The organism is Anaerosolibacter sp., assembly GCF_029240175.1.
Lineage (GTDB): Bacteria > Bacillota > Clostridia > Peptostreptococcales > Thermotaleaceae > Anaerosolibacter.
Genome location: NZ_JARBTM010000005.1, coordinates 141,548 through 165,918, shown reverse-complemented (window position 1 = coordinate 165,918; position 24,371 = coordinate 141,548). Strand labels below are relative to the sequence as shown.

The window sequence follows — 24,371 nt, the reverse complement described above, 5'->3', positions numbered from 1 at the left end:
CTCTAAACCATGAGGTCTTTCAAATTTTATAATCTAACTACATTAGCAGCTTGTGGTCCCCGCTCTCCTTGAACAATTTCAAATTGAACTCTTTGTCCTTCATTCAAGCTTTTATACCCTTCACCTGTGATCGCCATATAATGTACGAAAACGTCAGGCTCTCCAGCCACTTCTATGAAGCCAAATCCTTTGTCATTGTTGAACCACTTTACTGTTCCTTCTTTCATTTTACAAATTCCTCCTAATGCGTCTTGCTAGACAGTAATTTAAAGTAATTGTTATATGCACTATTATTGCCCTTTCCATAGAAAATAAACCCATATCCATATTTTTTCTATCTAAATGATCATCCTGTTGCTCCTATTTGAAATTTTATTCAGATTTAAAGAAAGAATATTTCATGACCTACGGTAAATCACTACTTATTACAACGATTTATTTTTCTTTGCAGATGCAATCTATATAGAAATCTTTATTCTCAATCATGATTTTATGCCCTTTATAATCAAATTCGAAGTTTAAAAAATGGGATTGCAAGTCAATATTTCGCAGGAAATGTATTGTGGCTGTATGGTTATCTTCATGATCCCAAAACCTTATCAATACACCCTTTACCTTAGGCAGCTGCAGCCTTGATATAGGATTACCCTTGATATTTGGGAGAAACAGATTGATCACCCGATCATCGGTATCCATATAAAGATCTATATCTCCTAATAAAGTTGCCTATCGGCAATTTGTTTTCGCTAGGAAACCCTAGGTTTCCTTCGACGGCTGCAAGACAGCCTGAGCACCTTCCTGAAAACGGCAAAGGGGACTCCCCTCTGCACACCCCATATATAGGAAATTATTTGACCATAATTTTCTATATATTAAAAAAGGGCCATGTGGCCCTATTTTATGCAACTGTGTACTCTTTTAATTCCTCTGGTAAGTCATAAGGATTACAGCTTACGCTTAAAACAAAATCTATATCAAACCTCTGGGAAAGCGTTTCTATTTCCTTCAAAACACAAGACAGCTCCTCAATAGGGATGTTTCCGATTTTCATTAATCCGTCAATAAATATTGTTTGAATATCATGATCTTCTGATATGATGCCGCATAGAAAGCCTATAAATCCTATTTTATCATTGATTGGGTATTCATGTAGGCTAATGAATCGAACTTGATGCTTCAGATCATACATGTGGCGATTATCATCATCAATATACACTACATTTCCTTTCTCTCGAGCTGCCAAATCATTTGCCATTTCAATCATACGCTTTGTCTTGCCAGTACCTAGTCCTCCGGTAATTAACTTAACCATTTCGATCTCCCCCTTTGGAATTATTGAGTACTTAAAGAAATTTATATATTCATAATATTCTTTACAGTATTATTCTATAACTCAAAGGAAAATCCTTCTATAAATTATATTCTTTTGATAAAATAGCGACATTTTATTACATTTTTTGCTTTTATTTGCTTTCCTGTCCCTTTAGATACCGTCTACGCAATTGTCCACATGCAGCATTGATATCACTACCTAACTCTCTTCGAATGGTGGCCTCGACCCCATGTTTTTTTAAGACACCCTGGAACTTCCTTACACGATCCAGTTGAGCTGATTCATATTCTCTTTCATCCACCTTATTTAGAGGAATAAGATTTATATGGCTTAGAATTCCTTTCATACGCCTAGCCAATTCTAATGCATGGCTTTCAGAATCATTTACATCTCGAATCAAAGCATATTCAAAGGTAATCCTTCGACCAGTTTTATCGACATAATATTTACAAGCCTTTAACAGCTCTTCAATTGGATACTTTCTATTCACAGGCATCATGGTGCTTCTTAACGCATCGTTGGGAGCGTGGAGAGAAATTGCCAAGGTAATTTGCAATTTTCTATCCGCTAAGTCCATCATTTTTGGAACAATACCACAGGTAGATATGGTGATACTCCTCAATCCAATGTTTAGCCCTTCTGAATGATTGACTAAGGAAAGAAACTTTAGTATTTCATCGTAGTTGTCTAGGGGTTCTCCGCTGCCCATCAAAACCACATTGGAAACACGATCTCCAATATCTCTTTGAATAGAGATTACTTGATCCAATATTTCACCAGCTGTCAAGTTCCGAACTACACCTTCTAGGGTAGATGCACAAAAGGTACATCCCATTCTACAGCCCACCTGACAAGATACACAGACAGTATTTCCATGCTCGTATCTCATGAGCACACTTTCTATGATATTTCCATCTTCCAGTACAAACAAATACTTTCTTGTACCGTCTATTTTTGAAATAAGAACATTCTCCACCTTTAAATTCCCAATGTAAGCTTTTTCCTTGATCTTTACCCGCAATTCCTTTGAGAGATTGGTCATTTCATCAATGGTCATAACACCCTTATGAATCCACTGAAAAATCTGCTTACCTCGAAACTTTTTTTCACCTAGTCCTTCCAAAAAAGACTCTAGTTCTTTCAGACTATAGTTTTTCAAATCAACTTTTTCCATCTTCTTTACTCCTTGTCTATCCGTCTTTATCCTATTATTTCCGATATCATATGAATAAAAACCTTTGTTGTATAAACAAAAACCCTAGGAAAGACTCTTTCCCAAGGTTTTATTCTTGTTCCTCGTACTCTGCTTTTTTGTCTTTTATGGCCTCAAAAACCTCATCAAGAATGTATCTATGTTTTTGTAAAATTGTGGTCAATAGGTTTTCCATTCCATCTTGAGAGTCCATAAATCTAAAAGATACTTCCCAAACAGGGTTATATCCTTCTGATTCTTCAATGGTTAACACCATATCCTTCAAGGCATCCATATCATAATAATCCAGGATCGCGTCATACTCCCAATCGGCTACATCTCGATCCGTTGTGAGCTTCAGATACACTAGATCCTGTTCTTCTTTATGTATCAAATAAATACCCTCGACCAAATTGCCATGCTCTTGGATCGAATAACTTCCAACCTCATTAGAAAATACACCTGTCTCAGGATCTTTTTCCATTAACATCACTACTAATGTTTCCAATATGATTTCCTCCTAGGCCCTATTCCACATCAAAAAGAGACTCATATTCTTCTAATACTCTTTCGAATTCATCATCATCATCTACTACCACATACTCTTCTTTTCCATCCACCTCAACTACCTTATAAACATAGGCATCATCTTCGTCTCCAACAGGGGCTAAAAGGGCATACCGATTATCATCAAGTTCCACATAATCAACGACTTCAAATTCTACATCTTTGCCATCTTCATCTACGAAGGTTACTATTTTTTTCTCTTCCATGGTCATCCACCTCTCCTATTTCTGTATAATGATTATATCTATAAACTGTCCAGAGGTCTAGCAAATTATGAGGAAATTTTTTGAAAGATAAAGTTTGTTAGCCTATTCGTTACTTTTGCTCAAGGTACCCTCGGACATATTTTTTAATTTCGTATTTAAATAAACACCTGTGATGATAATGCCTGCGCTTAATAGTTTAATACCAGTAATCCTTTCATTTAGTATTAAGGCCGACAAAATGATAGAAAACACAGGAACCAGATTGATAAAAGCTGCTGTTTTGCTAGCTCCAATGGTTTTTATAGAGATTTGCTGTACCAAATAACCGATAACCGATGCAAAAATAGACATATATAGTACAGAAGTCCATCCCAGCCAGGTTACATTTGGAAGATATACCAGAGGTTGCTCCCATATGACAAAAGGAATCAGCAGGATCAAGCATACCAAAAAACTATAGGAGGTCAAAATTAAAGGAGAATAACGATCTATTATTCTACGACTAATGATGGAATATACTGCCCAACATAACACCGCTGTGAGCATTAGCAAATCTCCAACATTGAAAGATAAAGATGTAAACACCTTAATATCTCCGTTAGAAACCGTTAGGGCGATCCCTGAAAAGGCCAACATAATTGCACCAAACCGCTTTAGACTCAGATGTTCTTTCAAAAATACGGAAGCCAGTATGCTCGTGATTAATGGATTGGTGGCACCAATCATAGAAGAATTCATGGCTGAAGTATGCTGCAGGGCTATAAAGAACAAGACATGATAACCAAACATACCAATAAGTCCCAATGCCAGCATATAAGGCCAATCATTTTTCTGTAATCTCCAGCTTTTCTCTTCATATTTGATCATCACTACAAAGATGACCATGGTTGCAAATAGAAATCTAAAGAATGCCAGAGAAAACGGCGGAAATTCCCTTACGCCAATTTTCCCAGCAATGAATGCTCCTGCCCAGAATACTGTACACAACACCATCAGCATCTGAATCTTACGTTGATCTTTTTCCATACGCGTCCCCCTTTTGTTCTATATTATCTATCTCTATTTTATCTCATTATGTCAAAATAAAAAGCCCTAATATTTAGGGCCCCGTAATGATTAAGATCTGAAGTTGGTAAACTGCAGTTCTACACCAAAATCCTTTTCCTTTAGCAGTTGAATGACCGCTTGCAAATCATCTTTGTTCTTGCCTGTTACCCTTACCTGGTCATCCATAATCTGGGCCTGCACCTTAATCTTTGAAGTCTTGATTGCAGCCACCACATCTTTTCCCTTCTCCTTTGAAATTCCTCGTTGAATCTTTATCACTTGCTTTTCTAGTCCGCCAGAACCGGGCTCTATTTTTCCATAGTCTAACGACTTCAATGGTATGCTTCTTTTTACCATTTTTGACTGTAATATATCAATAATATTTTTAATCCTGAATTCATCTTCTGCAACAATTTTAATCTCATCTTTGTCTAGGTCAATATCTGCCTTGCTTCCTTTAAAATCATATCTTTGCGCCAGTTCTTTTTTCGCTTGATTCACTGCATTATCTACTTCCTGAAGATTGACTTCTGAAACAACATCAAATGAACAGTTACTTGCCATGAAATATCCTCCTTTGTTTCTCGATTATTTACACTTCTATTTTAATGAATTCTTGTCATAATTACAATTATTATCCTGATTTTTTTCCATAGTTATACAATGCTTCCTGGGTATAACCAGCAACACCATGGCTTTCCTCAAATTATTTCCCAAGAAATAGACTATTTAGAAAATTAAAAACTTTTGTTAGGTATTCTACTGAAAGCCTGCAAATAAGCCTTTATAGACTTCATGGATCACCTGTGCAGTGCTGTATGAAGTCCTCAGCTTATAGGATTACTTTCAAAATATCCAACAAAAGTTTCAAACGAAGAAATAATCGTTTTAATAATATTTATCGATATACTCATTTTCTAGTTCAACAATTCTCTTAAAGCATGTTTCTTGATTGACTTCCGTCCTAAACTCTAGCAGCAGTCGATCCCCAGTTTTTGTCCCTTCAGGTATCATCTGAATTGGTATAATCACGGTATAGTTTTTTTCTGTGATAACCGTTGCAGTTTCTCCATGAATTTCGTGGAGCCTAGCTACCATTGTATCCAACTCCTTCATATAGCTTTTATTCTATCGTAATTGATTTTCTCTATAAGATGGGCATTTAGACATAGAATAGTAAAATCTAAACATGAACTGCACCCATTTCACCATGAAGTGGTTACAAACCGATTGTATTCCTAAACATCTTCATATAGGTTCTGCTCACAGGAATCTGATCCTTGCAATTTTTCATTTGAACGATAAAAGTGTTATTAAACCAAATTTTTATTTCATCAATATTACTCAGGTTCACGATATAGGCCCTATGGGTTCTAAAAAATCTATCCGTAGGCAGCTTCGCTTCCAAATCTTTCAAGTTCATGTAGGCTATATAGTTCCCATGGACTGTATGAACTGTGCACTGTCTGCCATCCACTGAAATATAAAGTATTTCATCATAGTCAATGATTTTGATTTTTTCAGTGTCCCATACAGCCAGCTTATCTGTAAGCTTTAAGTTAACTGTCTGCTGCAGCATCTTTTCAATCTCATTTTCTACGAACACCTTTTCCGTTGTTTCCTTTTTTTCTGCCCATTTCATGATTCGTGCAATTGTACTAGCTATACGTTCCTCCTGAAAAGGCTTTAAAAGGTAATCTGCAGCATTTAATTCAAAAGCTTGTAAAGCGTACTGATCATAACCCGTAGCAAACACAATAAAGGGCGCTGGCTTTTGCTTTATGAGCTCCCGTGCTGTTTCTATGCCATCTCTATTGGTCATATGTATATCCAAAAAAATGATCTCTGGCTTTAGTTTTCTGGCTAATTCCAGTGCATCCTCCCCATCATAGGCTTCTCCTACAACTTCAATCTCAGGATATTTACTTAACAAGAACTTTAGCTCCCTCACTGCAGGTATCTCATCATCTACAATCATGGTACGCACTCTGTCATCCCCCTTATCATTGTTCACGCGGCGGTACGATAAAATTTACCTTTGTCCCTTTTCCTATTGCACTCTCTATCGAGAGTCCATAATTGACGCCATAGATCGTTTTAAGCCGTCGATCCACATTATAAATACCAATGCCGCAGTTATTGCAGCTCCCACTTAGAATTTTCTCAACCTTTTCTCCATCCATCCCCATACCATCATCCTCTATGGTAACGTGGGTTCCCATTTCGTGCTGATGAACGATGATCTTAACTGTACCCCCGCCTTTATGAGGAAGCAAACCATGCTTGACAGCATTTTCTACAATAGGCTGTATAATCAATGGGGGAAGTTTGCATCGAATATTTTGATCTATATCATACCTTACCTTGATTTTATGACTAAATCTCGCCTCTTCTATGGCTAAATACGATTGAACATTTTTGATTTCATCATAAAAGTCAATGAACCCATCAACCTTCTGCAAATTATTCCGAAAATAATTTCCCAAATCTATAAGTAGCTTTCTCGACATGGCAATGTCTATTCGGGTATATGAAATAATTGTATTTAAAGCATTGAATAAGAAGTGGGGATTTATTTGGGCTTGCAATGCTTTGAGTTCTGCCTTCTCTAATAGTCGAATTTTTTCATCAGCCTCACTGATTTCAATCTGCGTTGAAAATAGTTGTGCTAATCCCAGTGCAAGTTGGATATCTACATAGGTAATGCTGTTTTCTGTCTCCTTATACAAAACCAATGTCCCGATGATTTCTTCTTTCATCTTAAGGGGTACAGTGACAGCAGCCATGAGCTGGCAATTCCCGCTGCTGCAGCCTATTTCCTCTCTACTCTGAAGAACGCCATAGACCCCGGTATCAAGGACTCTTCTTGTACTACGATTCATAATATGATCCTTTGGTCTATGATGATCTATTCCCAGCCCAATATGAGCCTGTATAATATCGTCCTTTGTAATAGCCACAGCACAGATTTGCTCTACCATCTGATAGATAATTTCACCTGTCCGTTGCGCACTATCGAAGTCCAATCCGTGCTTCAAATAGGGTAATGTCTTATTGGCGATCTCTAAAGCCAACTGAGCAGATTTTGCACCGATTCGGTCCTGTTCCTGATAAATACTGTCTAAAATTGTAATAAATATAGCTACACCAAAGGAATTCACAGCAATCATAGGAAGTGCGATAATTTTTACCAAGGCCCAAGCTGCCTCAAAAGGCTTTGCAAGCAGAAGAATCATCGAAAACAATATTATTTGAGAACTTAGACCTACAATAAATCCATAGGTTCCCTTCTTTTTTTGCTTTAAGAAATGATGATTTAACATACCGCTAATGGTTCCTACCATCAAAGTGGTAATGACACTGGCAGGCGCTACATACCCGCCCATATAAAGGCGATATATTCCCACCACCATGCTCGTTCCAATTCCTACCTCAGCCCCCCCCAACAACCCTGCAGCTACTACCCCTGTAATGCTGCTGTTGGCAATGGCATTTTGGATAGGCAGACCAAAATAAGTGCCTATAATTCCGAATATTGAAAAAATTACCGTCAAAAAAAATTTATCTCTTACCGTCAGTTTGTTCTTCACCAATGTGAGCCTAAAAAGCTTCGTCTTCGATAGCAGAAAAGCGACCACCAGAATAACAGATATCTTATCTGTCAACGCCCCTATAATCTCGAAAATCCCCATGGCTCCCCCCCTCTCTCTAATTTCATTTTACCATATCCCTTTGCTTTTTTAATAAATAATTAAAATTCGTTATTCTATAAATAATATAAAGGATCACCAGAACGATCTGGTGATCCTTTATATTATTTGAGTAACTCTTCATTGATTGTGATTTCGTACTTATCCTTAAGCTGATTGGTATATTCACGGTACAATTGATTTTGTTTATTTCTTAGAAGATACTCCTGAATTTGTCCTTTTACTTCATCAAATGCAATGGTCTGAGGACCTTTTTTTTCCTCAACCTTGATGATATGGTATCCAAACTGCGTTTTTACTAGATCGCTCATCGCACCTGTTTCAAGAGCGAACGCTGCTTCTTCAAATTCAGGTACCATTTTTCCTCTTTCAAAGTGTCCCAAATCTCCCCCTTGTGCTCTTGAAGGACATTCTGAGTACTGGGCAGCCGCATCTTCAAAGGACTTACCGCCTTTGATTTCATCTAAAATCATTTTGGCCGTTGCTTCATCATTGGTTAGGATATGACGGGCACGCATGGATTCTTGTGCAACGAATTGCTCTGGATGCTGTTCGTAATATTCTCTTACTTCATCGTCAGAAACCGTTACACCCTTTAACAAATGATTAATGGCATATTGCTTAAGAAGGTTTTCCTTCATGGTTTCCACTTCTTTTAGAAAATCTTCGTTTTGATCTAATCCTCGCTCCTTGGCATCCAAGTACAACATTTCTTGGGTTACCATTTCGCTCAATAAATATTTTCTTCCCTCTGGTGTATTAAACTGCATCGCTTGATTTTTCGGAGCATGCTGCAGTGCAACATTTAAATCATCCTTGGTAATCTCTTTTTCGCCAACTGTGGCAATAATCTGTTTTGTCATGCCTAATCTCCTTTATGAATTATTTAACTACTCTATCATAGCACAATGATCTAAATTCGTCTAATTCGCTTTATTTCATCTGAAAGCCCCTGTTCCTTAAAAATTCCTTCATATGGGGTCTCGTTTCTGCCTGCATTTTTTGAGCCATCTGCTGGGTCCAAGAGTCATTTCTCTTTCCTCTGGTTCGCTCAACATAATAAGCACTGATTTTTTCATCATAGGCTTCGATTGCCGCTAAATCATTCTTCGTATCATATACTTCTTCCTTATAGATGACTTCTAATGATAATCTCGGCTTGCTTCCCGGGTCTTGGGCTGGATATCCTAAGCAAATGCCAAGTACGGGATATACAAATTCAGGGAGTTTTAACATCCTGCTGACCTCTTCTGGATTGTTTCTGATTCCCCCGATATAGACACCGCCCAAGCCAAGAGATTCAGCTGCTATCATGGCATTTTGCGCTGCTAAAGCTGCATCTGCCGTTGCCATAATAAAGGATTCCGTATATTCTCCTACCATCTCTGTTTTGTGGAGTGTACAGGCCATTTTCAAACGATTTAGATCTGCACAAAACACTAAAAATACCGGACACATTTCAATATAGGATTGTTCTCCGCACAATTTGGCCAGAAGCTTCTTCGTTTCTTGATCTTTGATGCCAATAATAGAATAAGCTTGCACAAAAGATGAACTAGAAGCCCACTGAGCGCATTCAACAATCTCTTTTAACAAAGATTCGTCAATCCCTTGCTCCGTAAACTTCCGGATAGATCGATGGGATTTTATCAATCGAATTACATCATTCATTTTCTCTCCTCCTTTTTCCTATGGATTCATTATAAACGATAGGAAAAAAAAGTTCAAAGGAGATGATGTATTCTTCTCTCATTTAGTGTTTCACGCCATGGGATTCTGCCATGATATCCTTATAGAACATGACCATGCAGCCAGCGGTTGTTCTCTCCGCCAGGGGTAATACACATCTGGTGGTTCGGTAATATCGCTGCTCATTTTCTCGGATTACCTTGAACTTTTTGTGAACCTTCATGGCTACCCTTGCATTAAATCGAATATATTCATTGATTGTATCAAACAATATGCTTCCTTTCTCCGCTCTAAATTCTTTTACATAACGGTAAGTTCTTCTTACAAAAGTTTCATATTGTTTGTGGTTGTCCAGCAGGCGAATATTAGCATGTTGAGGAATTGTCATGTCTTGAACAAGGTGTGTTGCAGCACCAAAATAAAACATGGCTTTATCAAACTCTCCAATACTCCAAAGCGTCAGAGCTTTTTCATAATACTCCTTCGCCGAATCAGCAGCATTTCCCCTGCCGTACAGACCTTTTTTCGTATGGGGATTATAGAAGTGGCCGCTGCTTTTAAAATCCTGATCTGCCCAATAAGCCCCATCATTGATGGGCATAATATGACTGCTAAAGAAGTTGTACGCTTCTTTGTATCCATCGTTCTTTAAGACCTCTAATGCTTGAACATTGATGTATTTATGCACCTTACATTGGGTTTTAATGACTGCCTTTTTGAATGGATTCAATACGATAAATGCCGCCTGAAGAAAATTACCATAGGTATTCTCTAAAATTTTCATATAATCACCCTTCATTGTTTTATTATTTTTAGTATCTCTCCTTCTTATGATAATACCCAAAAAACTCCTACACTAAAGTAGGAGTTTTTTGGGTATTATGTTGGACGCTTTATGTACTTATTGGAAATTTATTATTTTGTAACGTCTACATTTAATGCATTATTGAATCGGTTAAAATAGTTGAAAGTGCCAATCACACAAGCTATTTCAATCACTTCACCTTCATCAAAGTATGATCTTAATCGATTCCATAGGTCATCACTCACATTATTCGAATCTTTGGACATTACCTCGGCAAATTCTAAAGCTACCAGCTCTCTTTCCGTGAATAGCTCTGGGTTATCTTCCTTGTCTGCCATTGCATAAATCGCATCTTCTGATACACCGAACTGTTTTGCCAAAACAGTATGAGATGCCAGTCAGTATTCACATTGGTTTAATTGAGATACCCTTACTGCGACCATTTCCTTTAAACGAATATCCACGGTTCCAGTATTCAATACGGTTGTAAAGTGTCTGAAAGCTGTCTTTAATAACTCTGGCCTATGGGCTAACGTTCTAAACATATTGGGCACATTTCCCCGTTGTTTCAGAAAAGCCTCAAATATATCCTTGCTTTCCTGGTCAACTTCCTGTGGCGTCAACGGCTTAATTCTTGCCATAGAAAATCCCTCCTTACTCCTGATCTAATTGCTCTAGGCAATCTATCATATTTATATTATTGTCTTTTTCATCATCTCATACTGCTTATGAGCTGTCAAACCTATGATTTCCATATCTAGAGATGGAAATGTATTTATTTTAATTTTTTATCATTCTTCATAAGTATTATATATAAGGGAAATAATACCCTTTACGGAAAGGGGCAAATATATGTGCAGATCAGCGTATAGCTTATCTCTTTAAGCATTTATTTTTATTTTTTGAGTGTTCAAGCCTTGTTATCGTTTACAATGCCTGCTTTCATTCATTTACAATTCATAAGTAATTCAATATAATGGTATTGTTATAACATAAACATATAAGGGAGATGCATATTTTGGAGCTCAAGCGAATTCAACACGTTACTTATCGAGAAACGGAAGATATTTATAATCGATTGATCAAGCTGTCTGCCTATACCCAAAGATTTGATGAGGTTTACGCCTTTTATAAATATCTTGTTGCCGTATTAGATGAAGGATCACGATACTTCTATATCATGGATGATAAAAATACCATCGGTATTTGCTTTCTTAAGAATATTAACCGTACGGATAAAAAGTGTCAGATGGATGTTTATATATTTGATCATGAAAATATTGGAAAGGGTTATGGTGGCTTTGCTATCAGATCTATATTGTCCATCGCATTTGATGAAATGCGCCTCCACAGTGTGATTTCTTTTGTTCATTCTAATAATGAGCGATCTGTTCGTGCATTAACTTCAATTGGTTTCAAAGAGGCTGGCAGATTGAAAGAGAGTATATTTAGAAACAATCAATTCTACGATGAAATCTTGTTTCAGATCATGGAATCAGACTTTATTCACGAGGCCCATGGGGAATAGATTGAAAGTATTTATACTCGTATTTATTGCTTGCTCTCTCATTATTTTCGTTATTATTGAAGGGAAAATCCTCTATACAGCCACCTATGAAAAACCACTCTCTTCCGATGTGATCATCGTTTTGGGTGCCCATTTATGGGGAGATCAGCCAAGTCCTTTATTGAGATATCGCTTAGACCAAGCGATATCTCTCTATCGTCAAGGTTATGCAAAATCTATTATTGTCAGTGGTGCCCAAGGTGACGATGAACTCACAACAGAGGCCTATGCCATGGCCGTTTATTTGGGACGCCATAATATTCCCAAAGACATTATTTATCTTGAAGAGAATTCCTATAGCACTTATGAAAACATGAAGTACAGCAAAGAAATCATGGACCGAGAAGGTTTAGAGCGGGCTATCATTGTTACCAATACCTTTCACGTTTATAGAGCTTTAGAAATCGGAAAGCACTTTTCCATTCCAGTCAGCGGCGCCCCTGCAAAAATGCATCCTTCAGTTCTATTGAAACTTAAATATTATATCAGAGAATTTTTTGCAGTCGTCAAATTTTATTTGATGAAAAATTAAAACCAGCAAAATGCTGGTTTTTAACTTTTCATTTAATTGAGGATTCGATCCTCACACCACAGGTCAATACAGAAAATCGTAGGGGTTGCATATTATGCAATCCGCATATGATCTAGCCTATTTCTTCGGGTCGCATACTATGCGACCCCTACAACCTTGATCTCATTTTACTTTAATCTTTCATTTAGTTCTTTTCCTAAGGCTTCATAACCAGGTTTTCCTAAAAGGGCAAACATATTTCTCTTATATTCTTCCACGCCAGGCTGATCAAAAGGATTTACCCCTAGAAGATATCCACTCATACCACAGGCCTTTTCGAAGAAGTAAATTAGTTTCCCAAAATAGTACGGATTGGCTTCAGGCAATTCAATCACTAAATTGGGTACGCCTCCATCGGTATGGGCGAGCATTGTACCCTCAAAGGCATGGTGATTCACTTGGTTTAGGGTTTTTCCAGCTAGAAAATTCAACCCATCTAAGTTCTGATCATCTTCAGGGATCACGATATCCTCTTTTGGTGACCCGATGGTAAGTACCGTCTCAAAGATGTTTCTTCTTCCATCTTGAAGCAATTGCCCCATGGAATGAAGATCTGTAGAAAACTCCACCGATGCAGGGAAAATTCCCTTTCCATCCTTTCCTTCACTCTCTCCATATAGCTGCTTCCACCATTCTGCCACATAACGGAGAGAAGGCTCGTAGCTGGCCAGCACTTCTATTTCCTTGCCTTTCCTGTAAAGGACATTTCTTAGTACTGCATATTGATAGCACGGGTTTTCCATTAGATCCTCTTCAGCATATAGACGCTGAGCATCTTTTGCACCGTCCATCATCTGTTGGATATCAATCCCTGCTACGGCAATAGGCAATAGTCCTACAGCTGTAAGAATAGAATACCTGCCTCCCACATCGTCTGGAATAACAAAGGTCTCATACCCTTTTTCAGTGGCCAGCTGCCGCAACGCACCCTTTTTGGCATCCGTAACGGCGTAGATGCGCTCTGCTGCTTCACACTCTCCATACTTTTGCTCCAAATATGTTCTTAATAAACGGAAAGCTATGGCAGGCTCTGTGGTAGTTCCTGACTTAGAAATCACGCAAAGGCTGATTTCTTTATCCTTTATAATCTCCATCAGATGGTTGTAATATGTTCCGCTTAAGTTATGGCCTACAAAGTAAATTTCTGGTACTTTCCTTTTCCCCTTTGGCAATACATTGTGGAATGTGTGGCCTAAAAGTTCTATTGCTGCCTTCGCACCAGCATAGGACCCGCCAATCCCAACCACAATAAATACATCCGAATTCTTTTGGATTTTCAGTGCTGCTGTAAGAATTCTTATAAATTCTTCTTGATCATAATTTGTAGGATAATCCACCCATCCTAGAAAGTCATTTCCGGCACCAGTTTTATTATGTAAGTCATTGTGGCTCCATTTCACCACTTCCCCATAATAATTTATCTCATGGTCTTTTATACTGGCATTGTCATAGCGAAACTGAATCTCTTTCATCTATTGCTCCTCCTGTCTCTTATAAAATGTTTTCTCCAATAAAGGCAGCTCCAATGATACCAGCTTCATTGCCTAGTTGAGCTAAAACAATATCTCCATACTGAACTTCCTTACATAGTACCAGCTTCCGAACCGCTTCATCTACCTGTTGGATGAAATATTCGCCTGCCTTGGATACGCCCCCGCCAATAACCACCCTGTCAGGATCCAAACTGTTCATGATATTCACAATTCCGATAGACAGATATTTAATCATTCGGTTTACTGCCTCTATGCCTAAGGAATCTCCTGCTTTTGCTGCATCGAAGATAATCTTGGCATCTATGCCTTCCACATTGCCATTGGCCATCCTCACTATATTGGTATCCCCATAACCCTCTTCTATTCTTTTTTTTGTGTACCGAATTAATGCTGTTGCAGATGCCAGGGTTTCAAAGCAGCCATTAGCTCCACAGTTACAGTCATAAAAGTTCTCACCGATAATCATATGACCGAATTCAGAACCCGCACTATGACTGCCGCTATAAATTTTATGATTAATGATAATACCGCTGCCGATTCCCGTGCCAATGGTCAGGAAAACTGAGTTTTTGATTCCCTTGGTAGATCCTGCCACATACTCTGCCAACGCAGCCACAGTGGCATCATTTTCAACGTAAACGGGCTTTCCAAAATGACGGGAGATTTCTTCACCCAAGGGAATATTGTACCATGACAAATTGGTGCAATAGATTACTTTGCCAGTATGGGCTTCTGCAATACCTGGTACACCGATTCCGATGGACTTAATATCCTTAACACCAATGTTTACACAATCCATGGCATCCTCTATTTGCTCAATCATATCCCGAATGATGAGCTGAAAATCTCTTCCTGCATATGTAGGTCTTGAATTCTGATAATGTATTTTTCCATCTAAGTCTACAACACCTACTTTAATATTTGTGCCTCCTAAATCTACACCAATAAGCATAATGATTCCTCCTGCCCCTTCCTCAGTTTCCAAAATATTATCATTATTATATCATATGGTAACGTTTATGGACATATAGGTCAAAAACTGTCCCTATAGAAATTATTCTACCCATAAAACTTGAAAGAGCAGGAAATTTCCCGCCCTTCAATAACTACATGCCTCGCTTAGATAATTCAACTAGCACACATCCCAAGTAATATTGTAGATTGTTTTCCTTGCAAAAATCAATGATCTCTTCACTCTCAGCCCCTGGTTGAATGAAAATTTTTTTGATCCCTAGTGTGTCTGCCTCTTTGACAATATCCAATCCAGTGCGGGGATTGATACAGAGATCAATGACATCAATACTTTCTTTGATTTCCCCTAGTGATCGGTATACCTCGGGGCTCTGACTTCTCGGGTTTACTTGAAAAACATCATATTGATTGTTTATCAGCCTATTTTTGATAATATGGGCAAACTTCGAAGGGTTTAGCACATCTCCAACCACTGCCCATCGCTTTTCATTTAACATTTCTTGCCCTAGCATGAACACGCCTCCTTTTATATCTATAACAAATTATATTTAATAGCCTTTCTGCAAATCCACCACATTTAAGAGTTCTTCACCATTCATGTAACGTCTTAAATTCTCGAGGATCAATGCAAAACGTCTCTCATTTCTCATCTCTGAGATCCATGAATTATGGGGTGTAACAATGAGATTCTCATAGCCCCAGAAAGGATGATTCTCCGGTAACGGTTCTTCCTCAAATACATCTAAGGCAGCTCCTTTAATCTTTCCATTTTTAATATTTTTTAGGAACGCAGCCTCATCCACAATGCTTCCCCTCGATACATTGATGAAATAAACCTGGTCCTTCATCCACCCCAGGGTTTGTTCATTGATAAGATGGTGCGTTTGTTTGGTATATGGAATGGTTAGGATGACAACATCGCATTCTTTCAGCATTTCTTCCATCTCGTCCATAGGATAGCATCGAAGGAAAAATGGTGCAGGTTTTCCTGATGTATTTAGCCCTAAAATTCTCGTACCAAAGCCTTGGAGCCTTTTCGCTGCTTCTCCAGCAATGCTTCCAGTACCTATAAATCCTACAGTTTTTCCATAGAGTTCCAGTAGGTTGGTATCCATCACCCATTTTCTCTGCTGCTGTTGTCTATACAACCCGCTGCTATTTTTCAACAGTTCCAGGATTTTCATGACAATCCATTCGCCAATAGGGATACTATAGCCCCCTTTGTTATTTGTCAGGGTAATCTCTGCTTTTTGGATATAGCCAACGGGTGCTTGATCAATACCAATACTGGAAAGTTGAATCCATTTTAGACTTTCCATCCCTTGGATATCTAGGTGTGGAAACGGATTGTAACAAACGAGAATGTCTGCATCCTTCGTATGATCATCTAGTCTAACATTCTTTTCGTGAACATAGATCACTTCATAACCCAATTCTTGAACCCAAGCCATTTTTTCTTGGCCATAATCGTAGGTAAACAAAGCCTTCATTTCGTTTTCCCCCACTATTTTTGATTAATATTTTTAATCCTTTTTCTTTCTTTGAACGATTTTATCCACAGGAACCACTTTCCCATTGATGATGGTCACTGGCTTCACCTGAATGTTTAGCTCCTTCATCATCTTATACATGATGAACTTTTCTCGATCCTTTACGACATTCATGACTACACCCTCACGATGCATTCTGCCTGTTCGACCTGCTCGGTGGAGATAATCAATTTTATTCAAAGGCAGATCCATATTAAAAATATGGGTTACGTTTCTAAAGTCCATACCCCTGGTAAATAAATCTGTGGTAACCAATAGCTTAAGCTTTCCTTTTTGAAAAGATGCCAGTAAGTGCTGCCGATCCTGATTTTTTGTCCTGGTCTGAATCCCTCCAATTGAATACCCTTTTCTATGAAGATCCTTCACAAAACGATCTACGTTTTCATTTTTATTGATAAAGATCAGTGCTTTCGCAGGTTTAATGGTTTGTAGTAACTCTTCCAGGGTTTCTGTTTTTTTAGGTGCTTTGCTTACAATATATTGGTGCTCGATTTTACTAGGAATCGGTTGGGCTTCATCTAGATTGATGTATAGAGGTTCCTTCATTAACTGGTACAGAACCTTCTTCGCTGCATCTGACATTGTGGCCGAAAAGCTCAATAATTGTCTATCCCTTTGGGTGCTTTGAATCACTGCATTTACTTTTTCACCCAAGCCCTGCTCTAAAATTTGATCCACCTCATCTAAAGCAATGATTTTTACCTCATGCATTTTTATCTTTTTCAAGCCAATGATATGTACCAATCTTCCCGGTGTGGCAATCAATAAATGAGGTTTATCTTTTAATTTCTCTAGCTGTCGTTCAATATCCATTCCCTCGACAATGGATTGAATACGTATCTCTGTATCCTTGATCACAGCCTCTGCTTCCCGTTGAATCTGTAAGCTCAACTCACGGCTTGGTGCCAACACCAACACCTGTAACTCTCTTTTTTGGGGGTCAATTTTTTCAATCATAGGCAGCAAATAAGCCAAAGTTTTGCCAGTCCCTGTTTTTGCCTTCCCTATTACATCTTTTCCCTCTAAAATTGGCTGGATAGTTTTTTCCTGTATTTCACTTGGCTGCATGATATCAGTTTTTTCTAGATTTTCTATGATGAACCCTTTTAATGTATACTCTTTAAATGTTTTCACTGACATTCTCCTTTTCCGCTTTATAAATCTATTATACCCTATAAAGCTTTATACCATATCCAACATGTTTTTGCAAAGCTAACTTGGATCTCCTTCCTATTGCTTCTCAATACCTTTTCGATAAAAAGCTTCCATCTGATCGTCTGGTACAAAGAGTCCGCCAGTAGCCCATGCTATGTGAATTGCATTTTTCATAGGAATCCGTTCCAAGGCTGAATGATTCTCTTTAAAACGTTTAAACCCTAAAAGGGCAGCACCTGATGATGGCTCAATCTTAATTCCCTCCAAATCCTTCAAGCCAGCTAAGATAGGATATAGTTCTGAATCTCCTACGGTATAAACGCCATCGATCCACGGCCCAACGATCATGCTTACCAATGCTGAGGGCGAACCTACTGCAAGACCATCGGCCTCCGTCATATTATCTATTTGGAAATCCTGTACCTTCGCCTTTTCATGAAGCCCGGTCATCAAACCTAGCAGCATACAGGGTGAATGGGTGGGCTCAGCAAATATACAATACACATCTTCACCAAAAAGAATCTTTGCACCAAAGGCAACACCACCAGGCGCTCCGCCTACACCACAGGGTAAATAAAGTACCAAAGGATTCTCTTTATCGATTGTAACACCATTTTCCTCCAGTTGCTTTTTTACACGATAGGCTGCCACACTATAGCCTAAGAATAATTCCTTTGACTGTTCATCATCTACAAAATAACTCATGGGATCTTGATCCGATTGTTTTCTGCCTTCTTCCACTGCTTTACTGTAGTCAGAGGCGTATTCAATGACTTGAACGCCTTTTGTTCTTAAAAGATCCTTTTTCCAAGCTTTGGCATCAGCGGACATATGGACCGTTACACGAAATCCAATGGCTGCACTGATAATGCCAATGCTAAGTCCTAAATTTCCTGTGGACCCCACAGCGATTCCATACTGCTGAAAAAACCTTCTAAACCTTTCAGAGGCCATGATAGCATAATTATCTTCATGGGACAGCATCCCATGTTCCATAGCCAAGGTTTCAGCATGCTTTAGTACTTCATAAATTCCACCCCTGGCTTTAATAGAGCCTGCCACAGGCAGTTCATTGTCGCACTTTAAGAATAGTCTACCAGATATGCTCATACCATTTTCTTCTTCCAAGGATAATTTCATTTTAGGAATTTCTTTTAGGGGAGATTCAATAATCCCCTGGCTGCCCTCTGTCTCTGGAAAAAGGCTTTGAATCAATGGTGCAAACCTATGCCATCTTCTCTCTGCATCCATAATATCCTCTTCTGACAAAGGCAACACTGGTAAATGGCTACGTACTGTCTTCTTCTCACTGTTCATCCAGAAAATCGGTTCATATGCCATCAGTGAATTCAACAATGGAAATGATGACTGCCATTCTTTTAAGGTCTTGTTATTAATATATTCTTGTGTCATACCCATTTCATCCTCCCTATCATTCTTTGATATGCCCTTTGGCTTATCCGTTATTCTTTCCTTCCCATAGAAATAGATTGAAATCCTTCTCTACAGCAGAAAAGCCGCTCTTTTTAAATGTCCCTTGGGATCCAGTATTATGAACTGCCACCAATCCACTAATAAAATCAACACCCAATGCCTTACTATATTCTTTCCCTTGTTCCAACAACCTACTGGCAACTCCTTGTTTCTGATATGAAGGTATAACCGCAATTAAATCTACCCATATGCCTTTATAGTGCAAAGTTTGTACCTGTAGAAGGCTGATAAACCCTATCATTTCCCCATTGATCTCAGCAATAAAGATTTTATTTCTTTGATCCATGGCAATTTCGATAATTCTTTCTTCACTATAATGACAGTCTTGAAAAGTCAACTGGTCTACTTTCTTTAACTGTGCTGCATCCTCCAGTGAATTGTTGAACAGCCTGATTTTGAGTGTCATGATTTTTCATCTCCCTCGAAGGTGTATCTAAAAACTATAATCATTTATATATTTCCCTGATTTCCTGTAGATTCCTTCACAATATATAGTACTTTTTTCAATCATAATGAATATTGTAGTAGTATCAGAGCCAAAGTATTTGTGTTTTGTTCTATGCTTAAGCAGTATAAATTTTTATATGCGTAAAGTCGAGGTGATTAAATCATGGCTTATTCTGACAGAGAATTGCTGGCAAGAATGATTAAGTGTGAGGCCGGTGGCGAAGGTGATAATGGCATGAAGGCCGTTGCCACTGTCATCATGAATAGAGTTCGTGTTCCCTATGGCGAATACCATCGTATCGGCCAAGGGGATATTCGAAAAATAATGTATCAGAAAGGACAGTTCGATTGTATGCGTTCTGTTCTAGCAGGAAAGCCTAATCCACAAACCATCTGGGCAAATCCGCCAGAACAGATTCACTATGACATTGCCGATTGGGCCCTAGCTGGCAACAGACTGTTTACTGCAGGCAATTCCCTCTGGTATTTTAATCCTTTCAAGCCTACATGCATAACAACTTTCCCCAGAAATGGTTCTGGTACTTTCCAGGTACGTGTAGTGCAGCACTGCTTCTATAACCCAACAGAGCTATATGCTCAAACATAATAAATCTACTATTATATTTAAGGAGGATGATATATGTTTCGCCAAAATTATCCAAACTATTACTACCCTCAGATGCCCATGGGCCCTGTGATGCCTGGTATGCCCATGACACCAGGAATGCCTTTGCAAACAACTATGCCCAGTACACCAGGTACTACTGCAGTTCCCCCAGTTCCAATGCCAACGCCGGTCGTAGACACTACTATTCCACCTGACTTCGAAATGGAACCAGGTGCCCCAGTTATGGAAGATATTGGTTATACCCAAGGCTACCTTCGGACCCAAATCGGCAGATATGTGAAGATTGACTTCCTTATAGGTACAAATATGTTGATCGACAGAGAAGGTACCCTCATCGATGTAGGTATTAGCTATGTCATCATTAGAGAACCAGAAACCGATGATTTGGTATTGTGTGACATATACGCAATAAAGTTTGTAAGAATCTTTTATTAATTTCATATCCCCTTGTCCATCATGCACAGACTACTTTCGAGTGGAAAAAGTAGTCTGTTTCATCATGAACAAAAACATGAACATGCTTCATAATCAATTAATTAGAAAGGTGATGATTTACTTGTATTTTCCTCAATTTCCTCCATATATGTATAGAATGGCTCCGATACCATCCTATGTCAGAATCCTCCACGCTTCACCCGATGCCCCTGCTGTAGACGTATATGCAAACGGCAATCGCATTGCCCAGAATTTAACCTATAAAAACTTTACCCCTTATCTTCCATTGACACCAGGACGATATTCAGTTCTTGTTTATCCAGCAGGCACAAGAGAAACACCAGTGATTAATACCAGCCTAGATGTTATGCCTAATGCCAGCTATACCGTTGCTGCTGTAGGTATGCTGAAGGATATCAAGGCCCTAGTCGTTCCTGATACTGCATTGCCATTACCACCAAATCGTTCCCAAATCAAATTTGTCCACTTATCCCCCAATGCACCCATGGTTGATCTCACCACATCCGATGGGACTATTCTCTTTAGAAATATTGAGTTCAAGGAGATTAGCAACAATCTAACAATCACTTCAGGTCGATACACGATTCAAGCACGAATCGCAGGAACTACCCAGGTGGTTCTCACTGTTCCAAATGTAGTCGTTCAACCAGATAAATACTATACAATTTATGCGGTGGGATTGGTTGATCAAAATCCTCCTCTTCAAGTATTGATTGCCTTAGATAAAGCATCGTATTAAGAGAAGGTACTAATGAAGGGTTTGAGTATATATTTCATTTGAATGTTTGCATGTATTTTAAAATAAGGTTGAGGCTAAGGTTAAGGCTGTAAGGCGAACACTGTTTGCTAGTACGATTTTAACCTTAGCCTCAACCTTAACCTATATGATTGATTGTATCGCATCCTTTTTCTTTTACTCCCCTATACAAAAGTAAAGCATACCATTATAATAAAATAGATATTATATTATTTCTAGGAGGTCCTATCACTTGAAGCACATAAGAGGAATCTTTTTCACAGGGTTATTGGCATTAATACCGATTGTCGGTACCTTGAGTATCGTGGGATGGTTATTCAATCGAATTGATCTGATCTTCCGACAACCCCTTGAACAACTCATAGGCTTTCCTTTAGTGGGTGTTGGAATTATTCTCACCCTTCTCATCATATTCGCGACAGGAGTCATTTCAAGAAATTATCTTGGAAGAAAACTGATTCATATTGCAGAAGCAGTCCTAAGACGAATTCCTCTAGTAAGTACCGTTTTCGTGTCTATGAAACAATTGGTAGACCTCATATTCACTGATCAGAAAAGTGCCTTTAAATCTGCTGTTCTGATACAATATCCCACAAAGGGTATCTATGCCATTGGTTTTGTCACCTCCGATGCACCACAGGAAGCAAAAACAAAGGCAGATAGGAATCTTAAAAGCATATTTATCCCCACTACACCAAACCCTACATCTGGCATGCTGGTGATGATTCCAGAAGAGGATACAATGAAACTGGATATGACGGTGGAAGCAGCGATAAAAATGGTCGTTTCCGGCGGCATACTCATGCCCGAGCATCTGCCAACCGAAAACAAACCCGATGATGTCCGCTAACAGGCACCATAGGGTTTGTTTATTTTTTACCGAATACTTATTTTGTATTTTTCAAACCAAGTATTCACTTGAATCAAATATGCAAACAACTGAGGTCCATTCATTAATTGACCGAACCAAGGCTTATTAAACCCAATATCACTGGTGCCTAGGAGCTGGCTTAATTTAGCTTTATCCACAAATTGTAACAATGGCGCATTAGGATTTTCAATGATTCTTGTCAGTCGTTCTCTTACGGCTGCCAAATAGCCGGGGTTGTGGGTCTTTGGATAAGGGCTTTTCTTTCGCATAAGAACATCCTCAGGCAACATACCTTTTAATGCCCTTCTAAGAATCCCTTTTTCGCGATCATCGCAGTTTTTCATCTCCCAGGGTATGTTCCATACGTATTCCATCAATCTATGATCACAGAAAGGCACCCTAACCTCTAAGCCAGTTCCCATGCTCATACGGTCTTTACGCTCTAACAAGGTCGTCATAAACCAAAGCATATTCATATAGAACAGGGTGCGTCGTGCTGCATCTTCAGCTCTCTCCCCTGGTAAACAGGGCACTTCGTTCAAGGTTTCTTGATACCTGGCATTTAGATATTCCTTCGGTTGAATTCTATGATAAAATTCTGGTGAAAGCAGCGCCATTCGTTCTTCAAAATTTCTTACCCACGGGAAGGAATTATTCTTAAATGCTTCTGGACTATAGAACCACGGATAACCGCCAAACATTTCATCTGCACATTCTCCAGACAGGGCTACAGTAGCATCTTTTTTAATCTCCTTACAGAACAAATATAGTGAGGAATCAATATCTGCCATACCAGGCAGATCTCGAACATATAAAGATTCATCTAGAGCATCCACCAGCTGCTGGGTATCAACAAATTTATAATGATGTTGGGTCCCAAGGTATTCTGATACCTTTTTTACCCATGGTGCATCAGAATTGGGCTGAAATTCGTTGGCTTTAAAGTACTTTTCGTTGTCGGCGTAGTCTATGGAGTACGTATGAAGCTGGCCAGTTCTATCCCTTTTATAGGCTTCTGCAGCGATTGCTGATATAGCGCTGGAGTCAATTCCTCCTGATAAAAACGTACAGACCGGTACGTCTGCCACCAGTTGTCTCTCTACGGCATCAATCAGCAATTCTCTTATGGTTTCCACAGTGGTTTCCATATCATCCGTATGGGGTTTGCTCTCGAATTGCCAGTATCTCCTCAGGTGGGAGCCATCTCGATCATAAAGGAGACAGAAACCAGGTCTCACCTCAAAAATCCCTTTAAAAACGCCATGTCCAGGTGTCCGCGAAGGTCCCATGATAAAGACTTCAGATAAACCCTCATCATCTACCTCTGCTTTTATTTCATCATTCCCCAAAACAGCCTTTATCTCAGACCCAAAAACTATACCAGTTCTTGTTTCTGCATAAAAAAGGGGTTTTACGCCTAAGCGATCCCTGGCCATAAACAAGGTTTGATTCTTATCATCCCATATGCCAAAGGCAAAAATGCCATTAAAATACTCAACACATTCAGGTCCCCATTCCATATATGCTACCAGGAGTACCTCCGTATCTGAATTACTTTGAAACTGATATCCTTTGCTTTTTAAGGTATGTCGAAGATCCATAAAATTATAAAGCTCCCCATTATAAACGACCACATAGGTATTCCCATCTCGCTCCTTAATCATGGGCTGAGCGCCTCCCTCAGGATCCACCACGGAAAGCCTCCGATGCCCTAGTGCTGCATGGGAAGATAACCATAAACCTTTTGCGTCTGGTCCTCTGTCAGCTAAGGTAGCCGTCATCCTCTCCAGTACATCTTTATTTTGTTTTAGATCATGATTCCAATCGATCCATCCTGTAATACCACACATATTGCTGCCTC

The 24,371-nt window shown here is 38.9% G+C and carries 30 protein-coding genes; 6 read left to right on the top strand and 24 right to left on the bottom strand.

Going from position 1 to position 24,371, the window contains the following annotated elements; translation table 11 throughout:
- Positions 1-26: 26 nt before the first annotated feature.
- From K0R93_RS04775 to K0R93_RS04700, 16 genes are all read right to left on the bottom strand, one after another.
- Positions 27-227: a cold-shock protein gene (locus tag K0R93_RS04775; RefSeq protein ID WP_300298320.1), complete on the bottom strand. Its 201-nt coding sequence runs from the start codon at positions 225-227 to the stop codon at positions 27-29.
- 208 nt (positions 228-435) lie between these two features.
- Positions 436-696, bottom strand: a complete 261-nt coding sequence (locus K0R93_RS04770; protein ID WP_300298317.1) for a hypothetical protein — start codon at positions 694-696, stop codon at positions 436-438.
- Positions 697-898: 202 nt separating this feature from the next.
- Complete coding sequence (locus K0R93_RS04765) at positions 899-1,312, bottom strand: twitching motility protein PilT (protein WP_300298314.1); 414 nt, start codon at positions 1,310-1,312, stop codon at positions 899-901.
- A gap of 151 nt (positions 1,313-1,463) precedes the next feature.
- Positions 1,464-2,507 carry a 23S rRNA (adenine(2503)-C(2))-methyltransferase RlmN gene (gene rlmN, locus K0R93_RS04760; RefSeq protein ID WP_300298311.1) on the bottom strand — a complete coding sequence of 348 codons (1,044 nt, stop codon included), beginning with the start codon at positions 2,505-2,507 and terminating at the stop codon, positions 1,464-1,466.
- A 109-nt stretch (positions 2,508-2,616) separates the two neighbouring features.
- Positions 2,617-3,033 (bottom strand): DUF6762 family protein, encoded by a 417-nt coding sequence (locus tag K0R93_RS04755; protein WP_300298308.1) that lies wholly within the window; start codon positions 3,031-3,033, stop codon positions 2,617-2,619.
- 19 nt (positions 3,034-3,052) lie between these two features.
- Entirely contained in the window at positions 3,053-3,298 is a 246-nt protein-coding gene (locus tag K0R93_RS04750; protein ID WP_300298305.1) for a DUF1292 domain-containing protein, read from the bottom strand.
- Between the two features lie 102 nt (positions 3,299-3,400).
- Complete coding sequence (locus tag K0R93_RS04745; RefSeq protein ID WP_300298303.1) at positions 3,401-4,324, bottom strand: DMT family transporter; 924 nt, start codon at positions 4,322-4,324, stop codon at positions 3,401-3,403.
- Between the two features lie 90 nt (positions 4,325-4,414).
- On the bottom strand, positions 4,415-4,909 hold the full coding sequence (locus tag K0R93_RS04740; RefSeq protein ID WP_300298300.1) for a YajQ family cyclic di-GMP-binding protein: 495 nt from the start codon (positions 4,907-4,909) through the stop codon (positions 4,415-4,417).
- 324 nt (positions 4,910-5,233) lie between these two features.
- Entirely contained in the window at positions 5,234-5,443 is a 210-nt protein-coding gene (locus K0R93_RS04735) for a hypothetical protein (protein WP_300298298.1), read from the bottom strand.
- 121 nt (positions 5,444-5,564) lie between these two features.
- Positions 5,565-6,323 (bottom strand): LytR/AlgR family response regulator transcription factor, encoded by a 759-nt coding sequence (locus K0R93_RS04730; protein WP_300298962.1) that lies wholly within the window; start codon positions 6,321-6,323, stop codon positions 5,565-5,567.
- A 25-nt stretch (positions 6,324-6,348) separates the two neighbouring features.
- Positions 6,349-8,037, bottom strand: coding sequence for a LytS/YhcK type 5TM receptor domain-containing protein (locus tag K0R93_RS04725; RefSeq protein ID WP_300298295.1), 1,689 nt, complete (start codon positions 8,035-8,037; stop codon positions 6,349-6,351).
- A gap of 122 nt (positions 8,038-8,159) precedes the next feature.
- Positions 8,160-8,918, bottom strand: a complete 759-nt coding sequence (locus K0R93_RS04720; protein WP_300298292.1) for a peptidylprolyl isomerase — start codon at positions 8,916-8,918, stop codon at positions 8,160-8,162.
- A gap of 70 nt (positions 8,919-8,988) precedes the next feature.
- Entirely contained in the window at positions 8,989-9,726 is a 738-nt protein-coding gene (nfsA, locus tag K0R93_RS04715) for an oxygen-insensitive NADPH nitroreductase (protein WP_300298289.1), read from the bottom strand.
- 82 nt (positions 9,727-9,808) lie between these two features.
- Positions 9,809-10,528 carry a zinc dependent phospholipase C family protein gene (locus K0R93_RS04710; protein ID WP_300298285.1) on the bottom strand — a complete coding sequence of 240 codons (720 nt, stop codon included), beginning with the start codon at positions 10,526-10,528 and terminating at the stop codon, positions 9,809-9,811.
- A gap of 131 nt (positions 10,529-10,659) precedes the next feature.
- A complete protein-coding gene (locus tag K0R93_RS04705) occupies positions 10,660-10,929 on the bottom strand; it encodes a carboxymuconolactone decarboxylase family protein (RefSeq protein ID WP_300298282.1) in 270 nt (89 codons plus the stop codon).
- Between the two features lie 18 nt (positions 10,930-10,947).
- Complete coding sequence (locus K0R93_RS04700) at positions 10,948-11,190, bottom strand: carboxymuconolactone decarboxylase family protein (RefSeq protein WP_300298279.1); 243 nt, start codon at positions 11,188-11,190, stop codon at positions 10,948-10,950.
- A gap of 377 nt (positions 11,191-11,567) precedes the next feature.
- Here K0R93_RS04700 and K0R93_RS04695 point away from each other — a divergent pair, with 377 nt between their 5' ends.
- Positions 11,568-12,077, top strand: a complete 510-nt coding sequence (locus K0R93_RS04695) for a GNAT family N-acetyltransferase (protein ID WP_300298277.1) — start codon at positions 11,568-11,570, stop codon at positions 12,075-12,077.
- Between the two features lies 1 nt (position 12,078).
- Positions 12,079-12,648: a YdcF family protein gene (locus tag K0R93_RS04690; RefSeq protein WP_300298274.1), complete on the top strand. Its 570-nt coding sequence runs from the start codon at positions 12,079-12,081 to the stop codon at positions 12,646-12,648.
- 167 nt (positions 12,649-12,815) lie between these two features.
- On the opposite strand, the gene K0R93_RS04685 is transcribed toward K0R93_RS04690, so the two are convergent.
- From K0R93_RS04685 to K0R93_RS04655, 7 genes are all read right to left on the bottom strand, one after another.
- Complete coding sequence (locus tag K0R93_RS04685) at positions 12,816-14,159, bottom strand: glucose-6-phosphate isomerase (protein ID WP_300298271.1); 1,344 nt, start codon at positions 14,157-14,159, stop codon at positions 12,816-12,818.
- Between the two features lie 19 nt (positions 14,160-14,178).
- Entirely contained in the window at positions 14,179-15,132 is a 954-nt protein-coding gene (locus K0R93_RS04680; RefSeq protein ID WP_300298268.1) for an ROK family protein, read from the bottom strand.
- Between the two features lie 154 nt (positions 15,133-15,286).
- Positions 15,287-15,664: a CoA-binding protein gene (locus tag K0R93_RS04675; RefSeq protein ID WP_300298265.1), complete on the bottom strand. Its 378-nt coding sequence runs from the start codon at positions 15,662-15,664 to the stop codon at positions 15,287-15,289.
- A gap of 36 nt (positions 15,665-15,700) precedes the next feature.
- Positions 15,701-16,642 carry a phosphoglycerate dehydrogenase gene (locus K0R93_RS04670; RefSeq protein WP_300298262.1) on the bottom strand — a complete coding sequence of 314 codons (942 nt, stop codon included), beginning with the start codon at positions 16,640-16,642 and terminating at the stop codon, positions 15,701-15,703.
- 33 nt (positions 16,643-16,675) lie between these two features.
- The gene (locus K0R93_RS04665; RefSeq protein ID WP_300298259.1) at positions 16,676-17,836 is read right to left on the bottom strand and encodes a DEAD/DEAH box helicase; all 1,161 of its coding nucleotides are present in this window, start codon (positions 17,834-17,836) and stop codon (positions 16,676-16,678) included.
- Positions 17,837-17,932: 96 nt separating this feature from the next.
- Positions 17,933-19,276: a D-serine ammonia-lyase gene (locus K0R93_RS04660; protein WP_330685021.1), complete on the bottom strand. Its 1,344-nt coding sequence runs from the start codon at positions 19,274-19,276 to the stop codon at positions 17,933-17,935.
- Positions 19,277-19,313: 37 nt separating this feature from the next.
- The gene (locus K0R93_RS04655; RefSeq protein ID WP_300298256.1) at positions 19,314-19,757 is read right to left on the bottom strand and encodes a GNAT family N-acetyltransferase; all 444 of its coding nucleotides are present in this window, start codon (positions 19,755-19,757) and stop codon (positions 19,314-19,316) included.
- A gap of 204 nt (positions 19,758-19,961) precedes the next feature.
- Here K0R93_RS04655 and K0R93_RS04650 point away from each other — a divergent pair, with 204 nt between their 5' ends.
- The 4 genes from K0R93_RS04650 to K0R93_RS04635 all read left to right on the top strand — a co-directional run bounded on the left by K0R93_RS04650 (position 19,962) and on the right by K0R93_RS04635 (position 22,489).
- A complete protein-coding gene (locus tag K0R93_RS04650; protein WP_300298253.1) occupies positions 19,962-20,405 on the top strand; it encodes a cell wall hydrolase in 444 nt (147 codons plus the stop codon).
- A gap of 33 nt (positions 20,406-20,438) precedes the next feature.
- Positions 20,439-20,861: a hypothetical protein gene (locus K0R93_RS04645; protein WP_300298251.1), complete on the top strand. Its 423-nt coding sequence runs from the start codon at positions 20,439-20,441 to the stop codon at positions 20,859-20,861.
- Positions 20,862-20,925: 64 nt separating this feature from the next.
- Entirely contained in the window at positions 20,926-21,621 is a 696-nt protein-coding gene (locus tag K0R93_RS04640; RefSeq protein ID WP_300298249.1) for a DUF4397 domain-containing protein, read from the top strand.
- A 250-nt stretch (positions 21,622-21,871) separates the two neighbouring features.
- Positions 21,872-22,489 (top strand): DUF502 domain-containing protein, encoded by a 618-nt coding sequence (locus K0R93_RS04635; protein WP_300298246.1) that lies wholly within the window; start codon positions 21,872-21,874, stop codon positions 22,487-22,489.
- A 26-nt stretch (positions 22,490-22,515) separates the two neighbouring features.
- Here K0R93_RS04635 and asnB read toward each other — a convergent pair whose 3' ends face one another.
- Positions 22,516-24,360 (bottom strand): asparagine synthase (glutamine-hydrolyzing), encoded by a 1,845-nt coding sequence (asnB, locus tag K0R93_RS04630; RefSeq protein WP_300298243.1) that lies wholly within the window; start codon positions 24,358-24,360, stop codon positions 22,516-22,518.
- Positions 24,361-24,371: the final 11 nt, after the last annotated feature.